Raw genomic sequence first — 22,311 nt, 5'->3', positions numbered from 1 at the left:
TGGCCGGCGCCTTCGGCAGGAGGAGGATATCGGAGGCGTCCATTTCCAATTCAAGAGAGCGGGCGGGCCAAGCTGCCCGCCCTTCGCGGTTATCGTTAGCGCCTATTTCAATGATGTCGCGGTCTCTCCCATGAACTGCACAACAGGCCGACTGCCTGGGCTGGCGGAAGAGGCGGTAGGAACGCCTCCACGACCCGCAATCGGCCTGTCACTTGAGTATTTTTTCCCAGTGACAGAGGCGACGAAGACCAATGGCGATATCGCCCAAGCGAAAAGCCGCCGCTAACGCATAGCTGTATAGTCTGCTACCGCGAAAGATCGGCAGGGCGTAGAATCTGTGGGCGCGATTTGCGATGCCACGAGCAGTGCCGAAAATGCTTTCCGACGGGTCTTGACGACGAAAATCGGCTTCCACATATATTTTCCCGGTCGCTCCCAATTTTAAGCGACCATTCCTCAACCGTCTGAAATCGTTCAAAGAATTGGAGGTTAAGATGAGCGATAGGACATTAGACAGCCCTGTGTTCGTGAGAGTGGCAGAAGGTCTCATCCAAGAAATATCATGTCTGGAGGACGCATTCGACTTTCTGGACGAATGGCCTCGAAACCGGCGCGGCGTGATCTATGAAACTGCCAAGCGAGCCTGTCAACGAGCCTTCGACGGGCAGATTCCGTCGACAATTGCGCGCGACGCATTGGCTGGGTTCGCCCGTTCAGCAAAAATTCTTGAGGATGTCTCTACAACGGTGCCCTGGATGGTCGGCGCGAAGGCCGGTCACACCGGCGAAGTGGCCACCTGATCGCTACGAGAGGAGGAAAACGATGCTTTCCCAACCTTTCGAAAAGCCAGTCCGCGTATGGGTCGGGCTTGGCTTCCCTCGACAGTTGAATTCTGTGGTGGATGCCTACCAGTTCGTCATGGACTGGTGTCGGAATAGTCCGGAACAGAAGGCTGCGATCCGCGCCTGCAAAGCTGCATTGGCTGGTGAGATCGACGCCGAGACTGCGCGAGGCATTTTAGTTCAGTTCGCCAGGAGGAAGGACATCCTGGTCGAAGACGGAATGATGTCGATGCCGGCACCCACCGGATGGCCATCGCATCTTTGATCTCTAAGCGCCTCAGGGGCGGCGGTCATGTGCTGCCGCCCACTGCGCCGGCGAATGATCCGCGTACTGAGGACAGGTCGATTGTCGCCGGCAGCTTTGGTGTGCAACGGCCCGGATGAATGCACGGATCCCACGTTGTGAAAATAGTTGAGGCGGAGAATGCCATCTTACGCCGAGACGTTGGTCAGTCGGTTGACGAACCCCAAACCGGCCGCGCTTACCACCTCGATCAATATGTGCTCATCGACCTTCGTAGGATAGGACAGAACACCGATTGCATTGAAAGCTACTCATCGCCCTGATCTTGAGGTTCGCCAGACCATACGAGAGAATACGAAGGAAACGGATTGGCGAACCAGCCGCCAACGTACTGATTTCCCGACGAAGACGATGTCCCTCCGGGCCCACCATAACCATTGATTTTATTGGCAAAAATGTGGCTTTGCCCACGGCTTGCTCCACACCTTGCCCACGGGCGCGGCGAACTGCCTGAAATGATCAAAGGCGCCTCTCTTAGCCATTCCGCGATTCCTTTATCACCTTACGATCCGCAAACTCGTCCGCCGCTTCATCTGATCGCGCTTTTCCTCACGCAGGTTGACGGCTCTCGCGATATCGGCGGCGATCCGCTTCTTGTTAGCGTCGCGCACGTAGTCGTCGGTCACCGTCATTGAGGAATGACCCATGGCGTCCATGATGGCGCGCGCTTGGATGTTGCATTCTGCCAGATAGGTTCCGAAGGTGCGGCGTAGCCCATGCAGCGTATATCCTTCGGCGATATCCGCTTGCCGCGTCCAGTGTTGCATCATGCCTGTCAGGCTTATTTCCGAGAACGGCTTCCCATACGCGGTCTTGAGGACAGTGCCACCCTTCGACCGGTCAAGCGGTTCCAAGGTTGTCGCCAACTTGTCAACGACCGGTATGAACATCTCCCTTCCGCCATGGCGATTTCGGTTCTTCCAATTCGAGCGAGCCGTCGAACAATTCGATCTCCTCCGTGACGAGATCATCCCACTCAAGGTTGGCGATGTCGCCGCGGCGATTGCCGAGCCAGAAGCCAAGGGCATAGCAGGTCCGAGCGGGCGTACCGATTGTATGCCGTTCCTCGTACTTCTCTTTGCTCCGGTGCCTCGCGATGAAAGAGAACCTCATGTCACTTGCCTCGCGAAGTAGGCTGCGGCCTTTTCCATCGCGACAGGGGCCTTTGCTAGCCGGAGACCCGAAGCTACAACAGCGACCGCAGGAAGGGTCCTGCCCGAAGAATCGAAGGGTCGCATGGCGCGGAGCAAACCGGCAACTTTGAAGGATGTGGCGGCACTTGCGCATGTATCGCGCGCAACCGCGGCCCGCGCCCTGAACAGCTATGGCTATGTTGGCGACGAGACTGCCAAGAAGGTGCAGGCGGCGGCGGGAAAGCTCGGCTATCGAGGCAATCGCCTGGCGCAGGCATTGCGCAGTGGGCAGCTGCCGATTGTCGGCTGCATTCTCGGCGACATCCAGAACCCGTTCTTCGCGCGCATAGCCCATGACATCGAAGTGCTTGCCCGCGAATGGGGGCATAATCTCGTCATCGGCAGCAGCGAGGAGGAACTGGATCAAGAGATCTCGCTCTTGGCGAGTCTCCAGTCGCTTTCTATCCGAGGCTTCATCGTTGCACCGACATCAGCCGAGAACAATGCGCATCTGCAAGGCCTGATCGCGGAAAACGTGCCACTGATCCTGATCGACCGTGTCGCCGAGGGCGTCGACTGCGACAGTGTCGTGGTCGACAATGAGGGAGGAGCGCGCAAAGCCGTCGAATATCTGATCGCCATGGGCCACCGCCGTATTGGGCTGCTGCAGGACGACATGCGCATCTTCACCTCCCGCGAGCGCATGACCGGCTACCAGACGGCGCTTGCGGCCGGCGGCATCGGGTCCGACGAACGGATGATCGCGGTCTCGCAATCGACGGTCGAGCATGCTGTCGACGCAACGATACGTTTGTTCAGCCAGAAGACACCGCCGACGGCGCTTTTCACGGTCGACAGCCTCATGACGCAGGGCGCGCTTCTTGCCTTTCGTTCGATGGGGACTTCCATTCCCCACGACGTTTCGCTGATCGGATTCGACGATTTCAACCTGGCGACATTCACCGATCCGCAGATCACCGTCGTCTCGCAGCCGGTCTCGGAAATAGGACGCGCGGCGGCCCGGCTCCTGTTCGATCGGCTTGCCGGGAAAACTGATCCACCGCGAAAAGTCCGGTTCGAAACCAAGCTGATCATTCGTGGTTCGGTCAGTCGGCGCGGCGGCTGAACCTCGAAAACGCCTGTCCTATTTTTTTGAAAGCCTACTTGCCAATACGGAATTCTCGTGCGTTAAATGCATGTGAGATCGATCTCACACATCTCAGAATGATAATCTCAAGATCATTACGTGAAGACGCCCGCGTGGTTCGGGGGTGGAACGCAAAACGGGAAGGTTCAAATGCTCAACTTCGATAGGGATCGCTTTGTGAAGATCCAAAGCGGCGCGGTTGCAATCGCCAAGGACGTGCGTGTCCTGATGCGCGACCTGCTGGACGGCGGTCTGGAACGCATCTTCTTCATGGGAACCGGCGGCGTGCAGTTTCTGACCCTGCCGGCCATTGAGCTTGCGCGCAACACGACGCTTTTCCCGGTTTCCGCGGCCTATCCCGCCCAGGTGGTGCTGGAGCCGCCGGCGGGCCTCGACGGTAAGGCGCTGGTCGTTCTGCCCTCACTCTCCGGCACCACCAAGGAAAGCGTGCAGCTTCTCGCCTTCCTGAAGGAGCGCGGCGTCAAGACGTTGTCGCTCACCGGCCACAAGGATACCCCGCTCGGCCGCGACGCCGACTACAACTTCACCAACTTTGCCGAGGACGACACCTCTTCGGAATCCTTCTACCTCCAGACCCTTCTCATCGTGCTGGCCCTCTTGGCCGAGCGCGGCGAATTTGCCGATTTCGACGCGACCGTGGCCGAGCTGGCGCTGCTGCCGAAGCTGCTGGTTTCGGTGAAGGAAGGCTACGAGGCCGAAGCCGCCGCCCTCGCAAGGGAGATCAAGGACGAAACCTACCATATCTTCACCGGCGCCGGCTCCGTCTGGCCGGAAGCGCACTATTACGGCATGTGCATCCTCGAGGAGATGCAGTGGATCCGCACCCGCCCGGTGCAGGCATCCGACTTCTTCCACGGCACGCTCGAACTGGTGGAGCCGGGCGTCAGCCTGTTCATCTTCAAGGGCGAGGACGCGTTCCGTCCGCTGACCGACCGGGTGGAGAACTTCGCCAAGCGCTACACAAACAAGGTGCGCGTCCTCGATGCGGCTTCCGCCACCCTGCTGGGTATCTCGGCCAAAACGCGCGGCCTCATCTCGCCGATCGTCCTCGCAACCATGCTGGAGCGCCTCAGCGCGCATCTGGAGGTGCTGCGCGACCATCCGCTGACCACGCGCCGCTATTACAAGCGCGTCGAATATTGAGCTTTGCGGTCCGGCGTCGCCGCCGGACCGCACGCCTGCCTGCATGCCTTACGAGACAAAACAACAGAGAGGAACTGCGAAATGAAAGCCAATATTTTCTTGAGCACGCCCAGCCTCGCGGCCATCGTTGCCGCCGCCTTCGTCATCGGCGGCGTCAGTGCCGCATCCGCTGCCGACGCGGTCGTTGCCGATCCCAATGCGAAGGTCGACTACTCGGGCACGGTCAGCGTCCTGACGAAATTCGGCCTGCAGCAGCTTTCTCCCTTTTTCGTCGACGCCGCCAAGAAATATGAAGCGCTTCATCCCGGGGTGAAGGTCGAGCTTATCCAGGAGAGCGACGACAGCGTAAAGGGCAAGACCAAGGCGCTGGTCGCCTCCAATTCGCTGCCGGACGTCTACTTCACCTGGACAGGCAGCTGGGGCGAGAACTTCGTGCGCGGCAACCGCGCCGTCGATCTCACCCCCGTCATCGGGCCGAACACGGAATGGGGCAAGACGCTCGCGACAGCCGCCGTCTCCGCCTTCCAGTACAATGGCAAGCTCTACGGCATTCCGCTTTATCTCGACGCCAAGTTCATGGGCTACAACAAGAGCCTGTTCGAAAAGGCCGGCATTGCCGAGCCCAAGACATTCGACGACTTGCTGACCGCCTGCGCGGCCCTCAAGAAGGCCGGCGTCACGCCGATCTCCTTCGGCAATAAGGAAGGCTGGCCGGGCGTGCACTATGCGGGCCAACTCCTTGCCTACAATGTGCCGCAGGCGACCCTTGAGAAGGATTTCGTTCCGGCAACCGCCCAATATACCGACCCCGGCTATGTCGAGAGCCTGAAGCAGTACAAGCGGATCATTGATGAATGCTCGGACGGCTCGGGCACCAACGGTTCCTCCTATGCCTCGGCCTTGCAGCAGTTCAGCAACGGCAAGTCCGCCATGTACTATCAGGAGATCATCGAGTTCGATCAGTCGACGGCCGACGGCGCGCTCAAGCGCGAGGATTTCGGTTTCTTCAAGCTGCCGGTCCCCAAGGATGCCAAGGGCGACGTCAAGGCCATCGAAGGCGCGCCGGAAGGCTACATGATCAACGCGGCCTCGAAGAACGTCCCTCTCGCGATCGATTTCATGCGCTTCGTCACCTCGGCCGAAAACGGTAAGGTTCTGTCGGCGCCGCCTTATGGCCAGCCGAGCGCAACGGTCGGCGGCTATTCGGCGGAGACCATGAACCCGACCGTTGTCAACGGCCTGAAGGTGATCGCCGATTCCTCCTACCTCATGCCCTGGCTCGATACCGCGAACCCGCCGCGCGTGGCGGCTGCCTGGCTGTCCGGCCTGCAGGCGCTGATCGGCGGCTCGATGACCCCGGAACAGGTCATGGAACGGGTGAAGGAAGCGGCAGCTCCGTCGAAGTAGGGATTTGGCCAGCGATGACCGCCATGCAGCCTGGGCACAAGGGTGAAGCCGTCAAAATCGGCATTGCCGGGCCGAGCCGGTCCGAGAGGGACTGGCTCGGCCCTCTGGCCGCCGTTTGGTCGTTCCGCTGGATCCTCGCCGCCTTCGTGCTGATCCTCTGGTTCGTCTACTATCCCATCATCGACAACTTTGTCGTCAGCACGAAGAACCAGGACATCTTCACCGGCGAAACCGCTTTCGTCGGACTGGAAAACTATCGCCGCCTGCAAGCCGATCCGGTGGTCTGGATCTCGATCGTCAACAACACGCTCTATGCCGTCATCTCGGTCATCTTCCAGGTTTTCGGCGCTTTCGTGCTGGCGGCGTTGATCGAAGGGCTCGCCGAGGAGAGATGGCGTCGCTTCTGGCGCGCCGTCTATTTCGTGCCGTCGGCCATCTCGATCACCGTGACCGGCCTTCTCTTCTACTTCATCTATCAGCCCGACATAGGCCTTCTGGATTCTGCGCTGACGCAGGTCGGCCTTGCAGGATGGTCGCGTGCCTGGCTCGGCGAGGAAGGGACGGCCATCTATGCCATCATAGCCATGAGCCAATGGCAGGGCTTCGGCTATTCGACGCTGCTGTTCGCCATCGCCATCCAGAAGATCCCGCGCGACCTCTACGACGCGGCGACCATCGACGGGGCGGGAACCTGGCGACGCCTGTGGAGCATCACCTTTCCCCTGACCCGGGAGATGACGGGCCTGATGGTGATCATCACCATCACCGGCGCGTTCCAGGTCTTCAACGAGGTCATGGTGATGACCGGTGGCGGGCCCAACAACAGCAGCCAGGTGCTCGGCACCTGGCTCTATCAGCAGGGTTTCATCGAGAACGACTTCGGCTACGGCGCGGCGATCGCATCGGTCATCTTCGTCATCACGCTCGTGACCGGCTTTGCACAGCTCTGGTACACGAAAAGGCGGAGGGTCGAGCTGTGAGCCACTCCTATCAGCCGCGCCAGATGGAGCGCACGGACTTCGTCGCCGTGCTGGCGAAGGTCTGCCTCGTCACCTTCCTTACCAGCCTCGGCATCGTCGTGCTCTATCCGCTGTTCTGGATGGCCTTGAACGGCTTCAAGACCAATGCGGAGATCTTCGGCAATCCGTTCGCGCTGCCAAGCGGCTTCAACATCACGAACTACATCGCCGCCTGGAATCAGGGCATTCGCAACTATATCGCGACAAGCGTCATCGTCACGATCGGATCGGCCTTCTGCACCGTGCTGGTCAGTGCCTGGACCGCCTACGGCCTGACCCGCTCGAAGCTCCCGGGCAAGCCGTTCTTCGTCGGCATCGTGCTTGGCGGCCTGATGCTGAGCCCGACGGTCGCCGTCATCCCGCTGGTGCGCATGATGCAGGACCTCGGCCTCTACAATACCTACTGGGCGCTGATCATCCTCTACACCGCCTTCCGCATCCCCTTCACGACCTTCCTGATCCGCGCCTACATGCTTGGCCTGCCGCGCGACCTCGACGAGGCTGCCATCATGGATGGCGCCAGCGAAGGCCAGATCTTCTGGAAGGTGACGCTGCCGCTGTGCAAGCCGATCCTGGTGTCCTGTGTCATCCTGCACGTGCTCTTCGCCTGGAACGAGTATCTCTTCGCGATGATCTTCACCAGCGGCGCGGACCTTCAGACGCTGCCGGTCGGCCTGACGTCCATCATGGCCAAGCACGGCACGAACTATGCCGTCGTCTTCGCCGCCATGACGCTCTCGGCGCTTCCTATCGTCATGATTTTCTTCGCCGCTCAGCGTTTCTTCATCCGCGGGCTTGCCGAAGGCATCGGGAAATAGGGCAATGTTGAAACGCAAACAGCTTATCGGTGCGAATTTCTCCTTTCAGCACCACCCCTTCCGCTGGACCGCCGAAAAGCTCAGCGCGATGGGCTTCGACCGGATGGAATTCTGGGGCATCGCCCCGCATCTCGACCTCTTCCACGGCAACCGCGCGCGGCTCGCCGAGGTAAAGTCGATCCTCGCCGACAACGGCTTGACCGTCCGTTGCTTCACGCCGGAGCAGGTTCTCTATCCGATCAACATCGCTTCCGGCGACGGCGCCTATCGGGAGGCCAGCGTCGAGCGCTTCATGCGCGCGGCCGATATCAGCGCGGAACTCGGCGCGACCTATCTCTTCCTGACGCCGGGCCGCGGTTTCGAATGCGAAAGCAGGCAAACCGCCTGGGAGCATTCGGTCGCGTCGATCAACCGGATCGCGGCGCGTGCGAGGTCGCTCGGCGTTTCCTGCCTGCTGGAGCCGCTTCAGCGCCTCGAAAGCAACATCGTCACCAATGCGGATGAGCTTCACACCCTCTGGCGTGCGCTCGACGGCGACGATGTCGACGTTGTGCTCGATCTCGTTGCCATGGCGACCGCGGGGGACAGTGTCGGCGGCTATTTCGAGCGCTTCGGAAAGCGCGTCGCGCATGTCCATGTCGTCGACGGGACGCCGGCCGGGCATCTCGCCTGGGGCGACGGCAGCCTGCCGCTCGACCACCATCTCGGCCAGCTTCGCGCGCAAGGGTTTGCCGGCACGCTGACCTTCGAGCCCTTCGGCAACGGATCCTATGCGCTCGATCCCGTTTCCGCCTGGCGGCGATGCCTGGATGCGATCGCACCTCATCTCGATCGGGCTGACGAAGAATGACGAAGGCCAATCCCAAGCTGATCGCCGTCGGCGACAATTGTCTCGACGCCTACCTGACCAAGGGTTTCGTCACGGTGGGCGGCAACGCGCTCAATGTCGCCGTGCAATGGCGGCGGCACGGGCTGAACGCCCGTTATTTCGGGGCGCTGGGGCAGGATACGGAAGCGGACATCATGCTCGAGGCCATCGGGGAGGTGGGGCTCGACCAGAACGATGTCGAAATACGCCCCGGCTCTTCCGCCGTAACGCTGCTCACGGACGATGCCGGCGAACGGCGCTTCGTTCTCGAATCGCTCGGCGTGGGAGAGGATTACGTTCCGAGCGCCGAACGCTACGAGATGCTGCGGCAGGCCGATTGGGTGCATCTTGGGACGAACTCCAGCGAAAAGCTGGTCCGCAGGCTCGTCGCGGATGGCATGCCCTTCAGCATCGATGTTTCCACCCGGCATTTCGACCTTTCGCTGGAAGGCGTGCCGCTGGTCTTCGCCTCAGGCCCGGACGATCCGGCCGAGACTATGGAACCGCTGATCGCGCGGTTCAGGGCTGCAGGCGCGCGCCAGGTCGTGATCACCTGCGGCAAGCGCGGCTCCTTCTATGATGATGGCGGCAGCGTGACCGAGGCGGGTTCGGTGCCGGTCGCCGTCATCGACACCTGCGGCGCGGGAGACAGCTTCATCGCGACCTTCATCGCCTCGCGCTTCCTCGCCGACCAGTCGGGCAGAGCCGCTCTCGAGCTCGCCGCCGAAAGAGCGTCGGAAACCTGCACCCATCTCGGCGGCTTCCCGCAGCCCATCCGGGCGATCCCGCAATGGCTGCTTGCAAAATATGACGATGCCATCCGCGGCACGCAGAGGACCGGGACATGAGCACCATCACGATGCGGCCGCCCGTCCCGGCGGCGAAGGCCGATCGCTCCTACTGGCTGCGCAGCATAGAGGCCGACGCCGCGACGCCGCCCTTGCAGGGCGGAGCGGACTGCGACGTGGCGATCGTCGGCGGCGGCTATGCCGGCCTGTGGACGGCCATGCGGATCAAGGAGCAGGCGCCGGAAAAGCGCGTCACCGTGCTCGAAGCCGATTTCTGCGGCTCCGGCGCCTCGGGCCGCAATGGCGGGCAGGTTCATAGCTGGTTCGCCGAGATCGACATGCTGCGCGCGCTTGTCGGCGAGGACGATGCACTGATGCTCTGCCGGGCGACCGCCGACGCCATCGAGGAGCTGAACGGCCTCCAGGCCTCCGGCACCATGGAGATGGGCCTCAGGCTCGACGGTTGGCTGTGGACGGCAAGTTCGACCGCTCAGGAAGGGGCCTGGGCCGCCGCCCGCGACCTCTGCCTCGCGCTTGGCGAAGAGCGCCTCCAGCCGCTCCAGCGTGCCGACATCCTGCGCCGCACCGGCTCGAACGCCTCCTATGTCGGCATCGTCGAGGAGAGGGCAGGGACCGTGCAGCCCGCGAAGCTCGCCATCGGCCTGCGCCGGCTCGCCCTTGAAAGAGGCATCGTCATCCACGAGCGGAGCCCGGTCGTCGAAATCGCGCCCGGTTCGCGGCCTCGACTGCGCACGGCCGGCGGCGTGCTTTCCGCCGGCAAGGTCGTGCTCGCAGCCAATGCCTGGCTTTCGGCCATTCCGGAGCTGCATCCCTATCTCTACGTGGTGAGCAGCCAGGTCATCGCTACCGCGCCCGTGCCGGACATTCTCGAGCGGATCGGCTGGACCGACGGCGCCTCGATCTGCGACGCCCAGCACCATGTGCTCTATTACCAGCGCACGCCGGAAGGTGCCGTCATCTTCGGGCGGGGCACGGGCGGCATCGCTTATGACGACCGCATCGATGACCGGTTCAACCGTGGCAGCGACGGAGGAGCGGAAAACATCCGGGAACTGCACCGGGTCTACCCGCAACTCAAGGACGTGCCGGTGCTTTGCGACTGGAGCGGCCCGATCGACTGCACGGCGGAGCACCTGCCGGTCTTCGGGCATTTGAAGGACCACGCCAACATCTTCTACGCGATGGGTTTCAACGGCACGGGCATCGCGCAGACGCCTGTCGCCGGCCGCATCATGGCAAGTCTCGTGCTGGGGCGTGACGACGCGTGGAGCCGGTGCGGGCTGGTCGGCATCGGCAAGCGCACCCGGCTTCCGCCCGAGCCCCTGCGCTATCTCGGCGCGCGGGTCGTGCGTCGCGCCATCCGGCGAAAGAACGACCTCGAAATCCTCAACAGGAGGCCGGACGCGGTGACGCGATTCCTGGCCGGGCTCGCTCCCTGACGGCGCATGCCTCCAAAATCAAACCAATGGAATGGGAACGATGGCCGATTTGTCGCTGAGAAACATTCGCAAGGTTTATGGTGACCTGGAAGTCCTGCACGGCATCGACCTTGAGATAAAGTCGGGTGAATTCATCGTCTTCGTCGGTCCGTCGGGCTGTGGGAAGTCCACGTTGCTGCGCTCGATCGCCGGCCTCGAGAAGATCACCTCCGGCGACCTCGTCATCGACGGCGAGCGGATCAATGCCGTCGCGCCCTCGAAGCGTGGCATCTCGATGGTGTTCCAGTCTTATGCGCTCTACCCGCATATGACGGTCTACGAGAACATGGCTTTCGGGCTGCGCATCGCCGGGATGTCGAAGGCCGAGATCGATGAGCGGGTGCGCAAGGCGGCCGAAATCCTCCAGCTCGACAAATACCTGCAACGCCAGCCTAGGGCGCTCTCCGGCGGACAGCGGCAGCGCGTGGCGATCGGCCGCGCCATCGTGCGCAATCCGCGTGTCTTCCTGTTCGACGAGCCGCTCTCCAACCTCGATGCCTCACTGCGCGTCGCCACCCGCATCGAGATTGCCAAGCTGAAGCGGAGCATGCCCGACGTGACAATGATCTACGTCACCCACGACCAAGTCGAGGCGATGACGCTGGCGGACCGGATCGTCGTGTTCAAGGACGGTGGCATCGAGCAGCTGGGCACGCCGACCGAACTATACCGGAAGCCGGCGAACCTCTTCGTCGCCCAGTTCATCGGCTCGCCGGCGATGAACATCCTGAAGGGAACGGTCGTCCACCGCACCGGGACGTCGGCGCGTTGCCGGCTCGATTGCGGCGTCACCCTCGAACTGGCGGCGGAACCCGGCAGGCTTTCGAAAGGTGAGGCCGTCAGCATCGGCATCCGCCCGGAAAACCTGCGGATCGCCGAGGGAAAAGTGGCCGAGCCGGCATTTACCGGAACCGTCGATCTCGTCGAGCATCTCGGCGAGGTGCAGATCCTCTATGTGGATCTGCCCGGCGTCAGCGAGAAGTTCCTGGTCAAGGTGGATGGGGAGAGTTCCATTGCACGCTCGCAGAGCGTCGATTTCACCGCGCGGCGACGGGATATCCATGTTTTCGACGCCGCAGGAAATGCCATTCCGGTTGTGAGCCGGCGCGACAGTTCAACCGACGCTAGTCATAACAGCGGATCGCGCCCGTGACCGCAAGACTCTCCACATGCAGACGTGATCGATAAATTCAGCCGTGAGCGCCTGGCGGTCCATATCCAACGCCAGATCAAAAACGGCGATGTCCTGGTTATGCCAGCCCTTCTGTTTGTTCGCCACGGCTCGATGCGAATATCCACTCCAAAGACATGTTCAAGTGTTCGACATCACGATGACGCGTGGCAATTGCAATGCCGTCAATTCACCAGTTACGTTTTGCATGGCGGTGCATTTGAAGAAGCTTCAGCGCTGCACAAGGTATATTGAACTCGTGCTGGCCGCATTGCGCGTGCAACATGACGACGCTGGATGTCTCGATCCGCAGTGGTGCAACTTGATCGAAGTTTTCGTTCTGGGGTTCGAGTCGGCAGGGCGCTGGCGCCTTTCGCCCCACTCAGAAGACTTGCGGTGAAGCGAACGACATTTCGCGCTGCATTGTCGCTGCGCAAGGTCCATACAGCTCATCTCGAAGGCGGTCATTCCCCGGCACCGTCGACAGAGTTAAAGCCCTTCTTGGCGAATCTCTGGGAACATTGCACTGGCAAGTTGAGCCTGGGCTTTCATCATGGAAACCAGGAACAGCCCCAGATTGCCTTGCTCCAGGTCAAGGCAGCCTATTTGTCCCATGAGATTGCCGAGTTCGTCACGCAGGATCGTGATCGCCTGTTCGGCTCCCCAGGAACCGTGTGCCGCGACACCGTAGAGAGTTGGCCGGCCGGCGAATACAAAGTCGGCGCCTAGGCAAAGCGCGGCGAAGATGTCCGAGCCGCGACGCACACCTCCGTCCATCATCAGCGGCATGTCCGGGCCAACAATCTCGCGCAGGATCGGCAGTACCGAGGGCGCGGCAACCGATCGGTCGTACTGCCGCCCGCCATGGTTGGAGACGTAGATGCCGTCGGCCCCCAGCCGCATGGCCATCGTGGCGTCGTGCGGGTGCATCACGCCCTTTACCACGAGCTTGCCGGGCCAGAGGTCACGGAAGAGCTTCAAGTGCTCCCAGGTCTGAACGCAGTAAGCATGGGTGTTGGCAAACTCCGCCACCTCAATTGCGCTTGATCCCGGGGGCGCGTAGAGCGCCCAGTTCTGCATGACGGGCAAACCGCCGGTGCGCAGGTAAGCAAGCGTCCACGCGGGATGACAAAGGCCGTCCCAGGCAAGCCGCGGCGTCATCCTGAGCGGGAACTCAAAGCCATTGCGCAGGTCGCGCTCTCGCTTGCCGGCGATCGGGATGTCGATGGTGACCACCAGGACTTGACAGCCTGCCCGCTCAGCGCGGCCGATCAGGTGCCTGGTGATTTCGACGTCGGCCGCGGCGTAGAGCTGGTACCAAAAGCTGTTCGGAGCGAGTTTGGCCGCATCTTCGATGGAAGAGACGCTGGTGCCAGACATGATGAAGGGAATGCCGGCCTGTTCTGCCGCCTGTGCGAGCATCAGGTCGGCTCCTGGTCGGAACAGTCCGGCATAGCCGGTTGGCGCAATGCCGAAGGGTGACGCATAAGTCTTGCCGAACAGCGCCTTGCGCTGCGTTCGCTGCGACACGTCCAGCATGTAACGCGGCAGAAAGCGATATGCATCAAATGCGGCTTCGTTCTCGCGCAGGCCACGCTCGTCGCCCGCGCCGCCATCGATCCAGTCGAACAGGATCTTCGGCAGCCGCCTCCTGGCATGCTCGCGCAGATCCGAAATCGAGATGACCCGCCTCAAAGCACCCTCACCAAACCAGCATCCAGGTTGTTCATCGCAGCCGCCAGTCAGTCGTGCAGCATCGCGGGCTCGGGCTCCTCGTCGCCTTCCGGAGCAGACGCCGCTTCCCGCTGGTGCGATTGCGCCAGAATGTCGCCGAACGCCACCGGGAACAGCGAGCCCAGGAAGACACGAGCGATGTGCTGCGCCTCGCCCGGTTTCAGCGGATTGGGTACCGAGCGCATGTTGAACCAGAGACCTTCGATCAGCGAGTTCAAGCCGACCGCGGCGAGATGGGCGTCGGCACGCTTGTTCGGCTCGGCCGCGACGATCTCCTCGAAGATCGCCTTGGTCAGGCTGTATTCGCGCTCGCGCAGTTCGGCAAAGAGCTTGCGATAGTCGGAATGGATGTGCCGTTCCGACAAGAAAGCGTGCCACAGCGCGATCTTCTTCTGGCTGGTCACGCGCCGGCTGAAGCTTGCCACGATCATCGCATCGATCCGCTGGGCGGCTGTCCCATCGGCCACGGCAACCGCGGCCTCCTCGCGGCAGTTCATGTATTCACCCGAAACCTTCTCCAGCGCGGCCAGCAGCAAAGCTGCCTTGGTCTTGAAGCGGAAGGTAACGTTGCCATAGCCGATGCCCGCCTTGGTCGCGACATCGGCCAGCGTCGTGCGCGAGAGCCCCTTGCGGCCGATCACCTCGATGGCCGCTTCGATCAGCTCCTCGCGGGAATCCTCGGCTGTTTTCCGGCGCCGCAGCAGCGGGTGAGCAGGCTTGGCTTCGGTCTTGGGTACGCGCGGCATCAGCCCCTCGAAGTTATGCGGGTCAAGCGGTGGCACCGCAATCAATAGGAAAATCGGCGCCGGTCACGAAGGTGGAGTCCGACCCTGCCAGAAAAACGATGATGTCGGCAATTTCGGCCGGCGCGATGGAACGCCGCAAAGGCTGCGTATCGAGCCATTCGGGAAGCGTGACATCCACGCTGGCGTCGAAGAAGTTCTCGATCATGGTGGTATCGACCACGCCGGGGCTGACGCTGTTGCAGCGGATGTTGGTGCCGCGGCGGGCGCAATCCAGCGCTATTTCGCGCGTCAGGTTTACCACGGCGCTCTTGCTGGTCGTGTAGGCAACGAGCTTCGCATCGGCGCGGCTGCCCGACACGGAAGCGAGGTTCACGATCGCCCCGCCGCTCGCCGGCATGTGCGGGATCACCGCTTGAACGCCGCAGAAGGTGCCCTCCACGTTCACGGCCATTACCTGCCGCCATTCTTTGAGGGTGGTGGATTCAAGGGTGCCTTCCCGCAGGATGCCCGCGCAATTGACCAGGATGTCGATCCGGCCGAACTCGTCGACCACTCGATCGACGGCATTCTTCCAGGAGGCACGATCCGTGACATCGTGCCGTACATAGCGCGCGTTCTCGCTTTTGGGAAAGCCATCCGGCCTTGGCGCGATGTCGGTTGCCACCACGGTCGCGCCGAGATGCAGCAGCCGCGTCACCGTTGCCAGGCCGATGCCCGAGACGCCGCCGGTCACAATGGCGACCTTGCCGGTAAAACCTTCTTGGTTGGAAGGCCAAGGTCCGGATGTCATGCTGCGATCCTCTGTTGTTCGAAGGGGCGGGGAGTGGACGGCGTGACGCGCAGGCACTGCAAGGGCTGGAGATGGGAGCATCAGCGCGCGAGATAGCCTCCGTCCACCACGAATTCGCCGCCGGTGACAGCGGCGGACCTGTCGGAAGCGAGGTACATTACAATCCCCGCCAGCTCTTCCGGTTGTCCCAGGCGGCCCATCGGGTGAGCGTCAATGATCCGCGCCCGTGCCGCATCGCCATCGGGATGGCTTGCCAGGTAATCGAGCACCATGGGCGTGGCGAAGTATCCTGGCAGGATCACGTTGCACCGCACATTCGTCTTGCGCGCGGCGAGATCGAGTGCCGCCGACTTCGACAGCATACGCACGGCTGCCTTGCTCGAGGCATAGGCAGCCACACCTTCCGCCACGATGCCGCCGTCGCCGGTTGCGCCGTTCACCGAAGCGATGTTGATGATCGACCCGCCGCCGCCTTCCCGCATTGCCGCGGAAACGAGCTTGCAGCCGAGGAACGTGCCGTCCAGATTCACCGACAGGGTCTTGCGCCAGATTTCCGCGGTGCAGTTCAGCACATCGTCGCCATCAAAGGCGACGCCGGCCCCGTTCAGCAGCACGTCGATGCGCCCGAAACGCTCGAGGATTTCGACAATGGCGGCGCGCCAGCTGTCTTCTGACGTGACATCCAGGTGGATCGAGCTGCCACTTCGGTCCGCCGACGATTGCGCGATGTCGGCGGCGATCGCCGTGGCGCCCTCCTGCCGGAAGCGCTGAACGCAGGCGCGGCCGAGCCCCGAGGCGCCGCCGGTGACCAGAACGATTTTGCCGCCCAGCTCGTACATGCTCAACCTCCCGCCGCCAGACGAGAGGGACAAACGAAGTCGTATTCGTCAGGGCGCACCCAGAGCGTTTCCCACCAATAGCGCACGGTGCTGCCGGACCAGTTGTTGAGGATGCGGCCGGAAGCATCCTTGTACCAGCTCGAGCAGCCCGCGGCCCAAACCGTGCGCTGCAGGTCCACATCAAGCTTCTTGTTGAAGCGTTCCATTGCTGCCTTGCGCGGGGCCATGAAACGGGTCCGTCGCGCCTGCATCGCTTTCAGGCAGCGCATGACATACAGAACCTGGCATTCGAGCATGAAGATCGCCGAGCCATGCCCGAGGTTGGTGTTGGGACCATAGAGCATGAAGAGGTTGGGGAAGCCCGTCAGCGTTATGCCGCGATGCGCCGTGGCGCCGCCGGCCCACGCCTCGTGAAGGTCGAGGCCGCCAAGCCCCTTGATCGTCATGGGCGCGAGGAAGCGTTGCGTCTCAAAGCCCGTGGCAAGGATGATCACATCGGCATTGCGGTGCCCGCCCCCGGTGCGGATCCCTGCCTGGTCCAGACCCTCGATGCCTGATCGAACAAGCTCGACGTTCGGGCGCGCCAGCGTCTTGAACCACTCGTTGGACAATAGAATGCGCTTGCAGCCGGCGGGGTAGTCCGGCGTCAGCGCGCTGCGCAATTCCGGGTCCTTGACCGCCTCCTCCAGGCTTCGCTGGCTCTGCTTTTGCCATGCCAGACCAAGCCGGCTGCCCTTCAGGAAGGCACGAAACGTCTGCTCGATCGACCAGTAGTCGAACAAGCGCTGGACCTTCATCAGCCAGGGGAACGCCCTCAGCATCCTTTTTTCAAAAGGGGAGATCGCGCGATCCGGCTTGGGGATGACCCAATTGGGCGAGCGCTGGAACAGCGTCAGCTTGCTCGCCTTCGGCGCGATCTCCGGCAAGAACTGGATCGCGCTTGCACCGGACCCGATGACGGCGATCCGCTTGCCCTCGAGATCGATCCCGTGATCCCAGCGGGCAGAGTGGAAGATGGGGCCGCCGAAGCTTTCGAGCCCGGGGAACGCGGGCGTTGCAGGCAGGTTGAGCTGTCCGGTCGCGGTCACGAGGCAGTTCGCCTGGTACTCCTCGCCTGCCGCGGTGCGTAGCCGCCAGACCGATACGGTCTCGTCGAACTCCGCGCTGCTCAATTCCGTCGATAGGTGGATGCTCGGACCAAGGCCGTACTTCTCCACGATCCGTTCGAAGTAGGCCTGGATTTCATCCTGCTTGGCAAAGCGGCGGCTCCAGTCCGGATTCATCTCGAACGAGAACGAGTAAAGGTGGGAGACGATATCGCACCCGGAACCCGGATAGTCGTTGTCACGCCAGGTGCCGCCGACGCGATCCGCCTTCTCGAACACGATGAAGGGAATGCCGGCCTGCTTCAGCCGAATGGCCATGCACAACCCGCCAGCGCCAGCCCCGGCGATCGCGACGGAAAGAGGCTGCGACTGCAGGCTTTTGCGATCATCCATCTCAGTTCTCCGCCAAGCCTTGCACCCAGTGACAAAACATGCGAAGCCATCTATATGCGATTGCTTAGGCAGTCAATAACAACAAAATTACCTAATGTTTTCATACAGTAAGATCGCAATAGAGAGAATTCGTAAATTTAACTTGCGACATTGTCGCAAAGGTGGAAAGCTATCGGAATTCGGGAAAGATCGCGGTATCAGATGAGTGCGCCGGCTTCAGGTCAGACAAAATCAGCAAGCGCCTGGCGCTCGAAATCGGCATGCCGCGGCTTGCGTCCGATCTCCCGGTGTGGCGTGTCGGCATGACTTCCGCGCCCGTCCGGAACCTGGCTGGAAGCGTCGCCATCGTCACCGGGGCAAGCCGCGGCATGGGTCGCGCCGCCGCGATCGCGCTGGCGGAGCAAGGCGTCAAGGTTCTCGCGACGGCGCGGGATGGTGACTTGCTGGAAACGCTTTCCCAGACTCGTGGAATAACTCCTTTTGCGCTCTCGCTAAGCCGCCCTGGCGCTTGCGCCGAGATTTCCGAAGCCGCCCATGCGCTCGGACCTGCGACCATCCTCGTTCATGAGGCAGGGCGCGGCGGTTATCTTGACAAGCCGATTTTCGACCAAGGCCTTGATGATTGGCGCGAGACCATGGCCGTCAATCTCGATAGCGGCTTCGAGCTGTCCCAATTGGTTGCGCGCAACATCCGTGAAGCAGGTTGGGGCCGGATCGTCCTGCTCGCCTCAACGGCCGGCGAAGTCGGCGCGCCGTCAATGGCGCCCTATTGCGCCTCCAAGCATGGCGTGATCGGCCTGATGCGGTCGGTCGCTCAGGATATCGCTCCCTTCGGAGGAACCTGCAACGCGGTGCTGCCAAGCTGGGTGCGTACCGACATGGCCGAGCGCGATGCCGAATTCGAGGCCGAGCGGCGCGGCATGAACGTGGAAGAGGTATGGGCCGAGCGCAATGAAGCCAACCCGGCGGGTAGGATCGTCAGTGTGCAGGAAATCACAGACGTGATCTCCTTTCTTGTCGCGCCTGCTTCCAGTGGCATCAACGGCCAGGCCATCACTGTTTCGCTTGGGAGCTACTGGTGATTTCTAGCGTCCAGACCAGTTCAGTGCAGCCGGCCATAGAATGCCGCAACGTTTGGAAGCTCTTTGGGAGCCGTGCCAGCGAGGCGATGGCGGCTACCAAGCAGAGTGAAACGGCCAAGAAGGATCTACTCCAGAAGTACGGTTGCGTCGTGGGTGTAGCGGACGTCAACCTCTCCATTCCGGCTGGCCAGATCTTCTGCATCATGGGTCTGTCCGGCTCCGGCAAGTCCACTCTTGTCCGTCACATCAACGGGCTGATCCGACCCACCTCGGGCGACATCTTGATCAATGGCCAGAGCGTTTGCGATCTCAGTGCCAAAAATCTTCGTGCCCTTCGCGCCTCCAAAATCGCGATGGTGTTCCAGAACTTCGCACTGCTTCCGCACCGCACGGTGATCGAAAACGTGGCCTTCGGACTGGAGCTTCGCAAGGTCCGCCGAGCCGAACGGCTTCAGCGTGCGGCGGAGATGCTGAAGCTGGTCGACCTTGCTGGTTGGGAAAACCGCTTTCCCGATGAGCTTTCGGGTGGCATGCAGCAGCGCGTCGGTCTGGCACGCGCGCTTGCGGGCGACCCCGACATCCTCTTGATGGACGAGCCGTTCGGCGCGCTTGACCCGCTGATCCGGCGCCAGTTGCAGGACCAGTTCATCGAACTGTCCAGCAAGATGCGCAAGACCACCGTCTTTATCACCCACGACCTCGATGAGGCGATGCGCGTCGGCACCAAGATCGCCATCATGCGCGACGGCCGGGTCGTTCAGGTGGGAACGCCTGGCGACATCATCGCTCGCCCGGCCGACAGCTATGTTGCCGAGTTCGTTGCCGGCGTCTCCGAACTGAAGGTTGTGCGGGCATCGGATATCATGGTGGAAGCGCAAGGTTCCTTTGATCCGTCCGCTCCCCGCGCCGCGCCGGACACTACTCTGGGCGAACTCGCAGGGCTGGCCGCTGGCAGCGATCATCCGATTTCGATCATCGATCTTTCAGGCAAGTTGGTTGGGCTTGTCGACCGCCTTGCGGTTCTCAAAGGCATGAGCAGAAGGCAGAGCGTTGGCTGACCAGGCGATCGACATATCCTATCCCGCAAAGGCCGGCCGGCAGAACCAACGGACGCTTGTCAATGCGTTTCTGGGCGGCCCGCTCTGGGCCGCGCACCATGCCATGTGGGGCCTGTTCGCGGCATCGGCCATCGTCGAGGCGATCGGCCTGGTGGTGTTCGTGCGCGGGTTGGTCGTCGCGGGACAAAGCGTCGGCGCCTGGTTCGGCGCACTGGTCATCCTGGGCGTACGGATCGGCACGGCTTTGCTTGGCGCCTATAGCGTGGCTCGCGGAGAACGTCACCACCGGTCGCATGTTGCCACGGCCAGCACACTGATCGGCACGGCGATCCTGGTTTTCGCCTACGGGCTGACCCTCTACCGGTTCGTGTCGCCGGCACCCGTCGACTACCTCGTGAAGTTTCCCGCTCCGCGAGGCTGGGACAACGCGACAGCGCTGGTGTTCGACAATGCGGTCACCTGGATGAAGCGCAATTGGGTTGGCTTCTTCGACAGCCTGACCGTAGGCCTCCGGTATACTTTGACCTTTATCGAAACAATCTTCGTGGGCACGCCTTGGCCCGTGGTCGCACTTGTTTTCCTGCTTGCCGCGCTCTGGCTCTCGGGCTGGCGGGCGTTGCTGTTCACCGCGGCATGCCTTCTCTATCTCGGCATCTTCGGCTTTTGGGAAAAGAGCATGGGCACGCTGGCGCTGATCGCGACAGCCGTGATCATTTGCATCATCATCGGGCTTCCGCTCGGAATCCTTTGCGCCAAGAGCAGGCGCGCGCTGACCGTGCTCGAGCCGGTGCTCGACATCATGCAGACGCTGCCGACCTTCGTGTACCTGATCCCGGCCGTGGCCTTCTTCTCGGTCGGCAAGCCGCCAGGCGTCATCGCCACCGTGATTTTCGCGCTGCCGCCCGTCGTGCGCCTCACGGCGCTCGGCATCCGCCAGGTTCCCAAGCACGTCAAGGAAGCAGCCGACGCATTCGGAGCCACACCGATGCAAGCCCTGCTGAAGGTTGAGCTTCCCCTGGCGGTGCCGTCGATCCGCCTGGGTATCAATCAAACGATCATGATGTGCCTGTCGATGGTGGTCGTCGCCGCCATGATTGGCGCGGGCGGGCTGGGGCTGGATGTCATCCGCTCGCTGCAGATGCTCAAGACAGGTCAGGGCTTCCTGGCGGGCATCGCGATCGTGCTGTGCGCCATGATGCTCGACCGTATGGTGCGCGGTCGCGCGCGCAGAACCGAAGATAGCGAGAATTGAGATCACTCTCGACACACAAAACAACAAGGGGAAGAGCAGACATGTTTCGCAAACTAATGACGAGCGGCGTGGCCGCGCTAGCCATCCTGGCCCTTGCGGGCGGTGTGGCGGAGGCCAAGACCAAGGTCGTGATCGGTGAGCTGGACTGGCTCGGGTCACGCGCGATTGAGCAGGTCTTGAACCAGGTCATGACCGAATACCTCGATGCCGATGTGAGCACGATCGCTGCCTCCCAGGAGGCGCTCTACGAGAGCATGAACAAGGGAGACGGCAGCGTTGATGTCGTGGCGGACGTCTGGAGCGATCACCTGCCTGCCCAGATGAAGAACTATGTCATTCCTGGAAGTGCCGAAACGATCATCTTCAACAAGACACCGTACGAGGGGACGGAGGGCATCTTCATCCCCAAATACGTTGCCGACGAATACGGCGTGAAATCTCTCGCCGATCTGGCCAAGCCGGAGATCGCGAAACTCTTCGATTCGGACGGCAATGGGCTGGGTGAACTCTGGGCCGGCGCGGCCGGTTGGGAGTCCACCAATCAGACGCAGGTGCGCGCCAAGTCATACGGCTTCGACAAGACGATGGAGTTGACCACGCTCGACCAAGCCGTGGAGCTGGCATTGTTGAAGGATGCTTATGCCAGCAAGAAGCCGATCGCCTTCTATTACTGGACGCCCGAGTGGATCTTTGCCGCCTATGAGCTTGTGAAGCTCGAGGAGCCTGCGTTCACCGGCTACACCACCGAAGGCGCGAAGGGTACGGAGCGCTATAACGCAAACGGCTGCTACACCTTCTACCAACCAGGCGAACGCAACGACTGGCTGGAAGCCAGCGACATCAAGTGCAGCCAACCGCCGACCCGCGTGTATGTCGCCCATTCCAAGGAACTCGCCGGCCGTGACCCCAAGATCGCGCAGTTCCTGACACAGGTGAAACTCAGTACCGACGATGTCAGCAAGTGGATCCTGGCCATGGAAGTCGACGGCAAGCCGGTTGAGCAGGTCGCCAAGGAGTGGATCGACGCGAACAAGCCGAAGATCGAGAACGAATGGCTAGCCGGCGTGCGGTAGCAAGCCCTTCCGCCTTTCTGGCTTGGAGGCGGCGGCATCGGGACTGGATACGCCTGGCTGGGGCCGGGCGCCAACGGT

22 protein-coding genes and 1 pseudogene are annotated in these 22,311 nt (G+C 61.9%); 16 read left to right on the top strand and 7 right to left on the bottom strand.

From position 1 onward, the window contains the following. Nucleotides 1-208: 208 nt before the first annotated feature. The gene (locus FJ977_RS22625; RefSeq protein WP_140774396.1) at nt 209-415 is read right to left on the bottom strand and encodes a hypothetical protein; all 207 of its coding nucleotides are present in this window, start codon (nt 413-415) and stop codon (nt 209-211) included. Nucleotides 416-494: 79 nt separating this feature from the next. On the opposite strand from FJ977_RS22625, the gene FJ977_RS22620 reads away from it, so the two are divergent. Continuing rightward, the gene (locus tag FJ977_RS22620; RefSeq protein ID WP_140774395.1) at nt 495-800 is read left to right on the top strand and encodes a DUF982 domain-containing protein; all 306 of its coding nucleotides are present in this window, start codon (nt 495-497) and stop codon (nt 798-800) included. A 22-nt stretch (nt 801-822) separates the two neighbouring features. Beyond that, entirely contained in the window at nt 823-1,107 is a 285-nt protein-coding gene (locus FJ977_RS22615) for a DUF982 domain-containing protein (RefSeq protein WP_140774394.1), read from the top strand. A gap of 536 nt (nt 1,108-1,643) precedes the next feature. Here the strand turns inward: FJ977_RS22615 and FJ977_RS22610 are convergent. Beyond that, nucleotides 1,644-2,226: pseudogene (locus tag FJ977_RS22610) on the bottom strand (tyrosine-type recombinase/integrase); the annotation flags it as partial. A gap of 156 nt (nt 2,227-2,382) precedes the next feature. On the opposite strand from FJ977_RS22610, the gene FJ977_RS22605 reads away from it, so the two are divergent. From FJ977_RS22605 to FJ977_RS22560, 10 genes are all read left to right on the top strand, one after another. Further along, nucleotides 2,383-3,405, top strand: a complete 1,023-nt coding sequence (locus tag FJ977_RS22605) for a LacI family DNA-binding transcriptional regulator (protein WP_140774393.1) — start codon at nt 2,383-2,385, stop codon at nt 3,403-3,405. 171 nt (nt 3,406-3,576) lie between these two features. Continuing rightward, nucleotides 3,577-4,590: an SIS domain-containing protein gene (locus tag FJ977_RS22600; RefSeq protein ID WP_140774392.1), complete on the top strand. Its 1,014-nt coding sequence runs from the start codon at nt 3,577-3,579 to the stop codon at nt 4,588-4,590. 81 nt (nt 4,591-4,671) lie between these two features. Then, on the top strand, nt 4,672-5,997 hold the full coding sequence (locus FJ977_RS22595; RefSeq protein WP_140774391.1) for an extracellular solute-binding protein: 1,326 nt from the start codon (nt 4,672-4,674) through the stop codon (nt 5,995-5,997). Nucleotides 5,998-6,011: 14 nt separating this feature from the next. Beyond that, the gene (locus tag FJ977_RS22590) at nt 6,012-6,977 is read left to right on the top strand and encodes a sugar ABC transporter permease (RefSeq protein WP_140774390.1); all 966 of its coding nucleotides are present in this window, start codon (nt 6,012-6,014) and stop codon (nt 6,975-6,977) included. Beyond that, the gene (locus tag FJ977_RS22585; protein ID WP_140774389.1) at nt 6,974-7,834 is read left to right on the top strand and encodes a carbohydrate ABC transporter permease; all 861 of its coding nucleotides are present in this window, start codon (nt 6,974-6,976) and stop codon (nt 7,832-7,834) included. The genes FJ977_RS22590 and FJ977_RS22585 overlap by 4 nt, the downstream gene beginning before the upstream one ends. Nucleotides 7,835-7,838: 4 nt before the next feature. Next, nucleotides 7,839-8,684, top strand: coding sequence for a TIM barrel protein (locus tag FJ977_RS22580; protein WP_140774388.1), 846 nt, complete (start codon nt 7,839-7,841; stop codon nt 8,682-8,684). Beyond that, nucleotides 8,681-9,550, top strand: coding sequence for a PfkB family carbohydrate kinase (locus FJ977_RS22575; RefSeq protein WP_140774387.1), 870 nt, complete (start codon nt 8,681-8,683; stop codon nt 9,548-9,550). Before FJ977_RS22580 ends, FJ977_RS22575 begins: the two co-directional genes overlap by 4 nt. Further along, on the top strand, nt 9,547-10,950 hold the full coding sequence (locus FJ977_RS22570) for an FAD-dependent oxidoreductase (protein WP_140774386.1): 1,404 nt from the start codon (nt 9,547-9,549) through the stop codon (nt 10,948-10,950). The genes FJ977_RS22575 and FJ977_RS22570 overlap by 4 nt, the downstream gene beginning before the upstream one ends. 40 nt (nt 10,951-10,990) lie before the next feature. Then, nucleotides 10,991-12,142 carry a sn-glycerol-3-phosphate ABC transporter ATP-binding protein UgpC gene (gene ugpC / locus FJ977_RS22565; protein ID WP_140774385.1) on the top strand — a complete coding sequence of 384 codons (1,152 nt, stop codon included), beginning with the start codon at nt 10,991-10,993 and terminating at the stop codon, nt 12,140-12,142. 163 nt (nt 12,143-12,305) lie between these two features. Then, nucleotides 12,306-12,560: a hypothetical protein gene (locus tag FJ977_RS22560; RefSeq protein ID WP_140774384.1), complete on the top strand. Its 255-nt coding sequence runs from the start codon at nt 12,306-12,308 to the stop codon at nt 12,558-12,560. Nucleotides 12,561-12,649: 89 nt separating this feature from the next. Here FJ977_RS22560 and FJ977_RS22555 read toward each other — a convergent pair whose 3' ends face one another. The 5 genes from FJ977_RS22555 to FJ977_RS22535 form a co-directional block, all read right to left on the bottom strand. Further along, a complete protein-coding gene (locus FJ977_RS22555) occupies nt 12,650-13,855 on the bottom strand; it encodes an alpha-hydroxy acid oxidase (protein WP_140774383.1) in 1,206 nt (401 codons plus the stop codon). 47 nt (nt 13,856-13,902) lie between these two features. Beyond that, the gene (locus tag FJ977_RS22550; RefSeq protein ID WP_140774382.1) at nt 13,903-14,640 is read right to left on the bottom strand and encodes a TetR family transcriptional regulator C-terminal domain-containing protein; all 738 of its coding nucleotides are present in this window, start codon (nt 14,638-14,640) and stop codon (nt 13,903-13,905) included. A 22-nt stretch (nt 14,641-14,662) separates the two neighbouring features. Next, nucleotides 14,663-15,373, bottom strand: a complete 711-nt coding sequence (locus FJ977_RS22545; RefSeq protein ID WP_181180024.1) for an SDR family oxidoreductase — start codon at nt 15,371-15,373, stop codon at nt 14,663-14,665. 137 nt (nt 15,374-15,510) lie between these two features. Further along, nucleotides 15,511-16,269, bottom strand: a complete 759-nt coding sequence (locus tag FJ977_RS22540) for an SDR family oxidoreductase (RefSeq protein WP_140774380.1) — start codon at nt 16,267-16,269, stop codon at nt 15,511-15,513. Nucleotides 16,270-16,271: 2 nt separating this feature from the next. Beyond that, nucleotides 16,272-17,768, bottom strand: coding sequence for an NAD(P)/FAD-dependent oxidoreductase (locus FJ977_RS22535; protein WP_140774379.1), 1,497 nt, complete (start codon nt 17,766-17,768; stop codon nt 16,272-16,274). A 260-nt stretch (nt 17,769-18,028) separates the two neighbouring features. Between FJ977_RS22535 and FJ977_RS22530 the strand changes: the two genes are divergently transcribed. From FJ977_RS22530 to FJ977_RS22515, 4 genes are all read left to right on the top strand, one after another. Next, entirely contained in the window at nt 18,029-18,850 is an 822-nt protein-coding gene (locus FJ977_RS22530) for an SDR family oxidoreductase (protein WP_140774378.1), read from the top strand. Nucleotides 18,851-18,936: 86 nt separating this feature from the next. Then, nucleotides 18,937-19,908: a betaine/proline/choline family ABC transporter ATP-binding protein gene (locus FJ977_RS22525; protein ID WP_140774752.1), complete on the top strand. Its 972-nt coding sequence runs from the start codon at nt 18,937-18,939 to the stop codon at nt 19,906-19,908. Further along, on the top strand, nt 19,901-21,160 hold the full coding sequence (locus FJ977_RS22520; RefSeq protein ID WP_210243853.1) for a proline/glycine betaine ABC transporter permease: 1,260 nt from the start codon (nt 19,901-19,903) through the stop codon (nt 21,158-21,160). Before FJ977_RS22525 ends, FJ977_RS22520 begins: the two co-directional genes overlap by 8 nt. A gap of 68 nt (nt 21,161-21,228) precedes the next feature. Next, nucleotides 21,229-22,233: a glycine betaine ABC transporter substrate-binding protein gene (locus tag FJ977_RS22515; RefSeq protein ID WP_181180022.1), complete on the top strand. Its 1,005-nt coding sequence runs from the start codon at nt 21,229-21,231 to the stop codon at nt 22,231-22,233. Nucleotides 22,234-22,311: the final 78 nt, after the last annotated feature.

Source organism: Mesorhizobium sp. B2-1-3A, assembly GCF_006442655.1.
GTDB lineage: Bacteria > Pseudomonadota > Alphaproteobacteria > Rhizobiales > Rhizobiaceae > Mesorhizobium.
Note: the sequence above shows the minus strand (reverse complement) of the source record. Positions and strands in the feature narration are given on the sequence as shown.